At 74.6% G+C, this 1,274-nt stretch carries 1 pseudogene; it reads left to right on the forward strand.

Annotated features, from left to right (window positions below):
• Positions 1-1,274, forward strand: a pseudogene (locus IH13_RS0104885) (hypothetical protein); the annotation flags it as partial.

The following is a 1,274-nucleotide window of genomic DNA, read 5'->3' on the forward strand; positions in this document are numbered from 1 at the left end:
CTCCCGGGCATACCGCTGGGTGCGCTGCGGATGCCCGGCGGAGCCGCGCCGTCGGCCGTGCGGACGCACCCGCACATCGCCCTGTTCGCCGAGGGCGAGAGCTCCGCCGCCGGACTCCTCGGCCGGTTCACACCGTGCGAACGCGGCGGGGAGTTCGCCGCCGGTACCCGGTTCGTGCCGCCGGTCGCGTTCTGGCACGCGCTGCGCCCCCGCGACGAACAGGGCTCGGCCGTGCTGCGTGCCCTCACCGACGAGCAGGCCGACGAGTTGCTGCGGGTCGTGGCGAAGGCCCTGGCCGAGCGGCAGGAGGAACTGGCCCGTGCGGGATCGGACCAAGCCGCCAAGTCCGCCGTCCCGCCCGCGGACAAGGTGGCCCTGGGCGCCGCGGCCCGGATCCTGCCACAGCTCACCGGCCCGCTGCTGACCGGTGTCACCTCCCTCGTCCGCTCCGCTCTGAGCCTCACCGACTCGGCGACCGCCTTCGCGGCGCCGCCGGTGGAGCGGCCACGGCCTTCGTCCCGGACGGCGGGCATGTTCGCCGACTACGCCCCCGAGCACGGCGAGGACCGTCTGCTGCACGACGCCACCGCCCGCATCGCCGATCTGCGTGGCTGGTGGGGCACCGACCGGTGGAGCGTGCTGCGTCAGATCCGGGCGGTGAACCACGTGCTGACCGGGGAACCCGCCACCGGTAAGCCCCTGCCGGGCGTCGGCCGTCCGGCGGTCCTGGGGGACGGCTGGCGCAGCGAGGAGTACACGATCCCCGGCATCGGCATGGGGTGGACGGATGTCCTGTCCGCGCTGCGGCCGCTCGCCTACCGGGCCGCCTCACCCTGCCTGGACGACGCCCGGCGCGAAGGGCTGCTCCTGCTGCTGGAGGCGGTTCTGGAGGGTCCGCTGGCCAGGCCCACGGGCGTGCTGCGCGAGGTCGTACTGGGCGAGCCGCACGACAAACAACAGCGCACGGGCCAGGTGCTGCGCCACGGCAACCGCACCGTGGTCGTGCTGGGCTGCCAGAACGTCGACGCGGAGCGGAAGCGGGTCAACTGGCTCGCGATGGACCACGATCCGTCCGGCGCCTTCGGCTCCGTCGCGCACTTCACGCTGGACCGGGAGGTCCGGTACGCCCCGGCGATCAGCTCCGAACACCTCGGGAGAGTCGTGCGGCTCGTCCGGGACAAGGGCGCCGCACCCTGGCGGCCCGAGGCCGTCCAGGCGTTCGAGGCCGCGTCTCACGGCGGGCTCGGCCCGCTGCAGGCCACCGTGCTGCTCGC

It is taken from the genome of Streptomyces sp. NRRL WC-3549 (assembly GCF_000721935.1).
Taxonomy (GTDB): domain Bacteria; phylum Actinomycetota; class Actinomycetes; order Streptomycetales; family Streptomycetaceae; genus Streptomyces.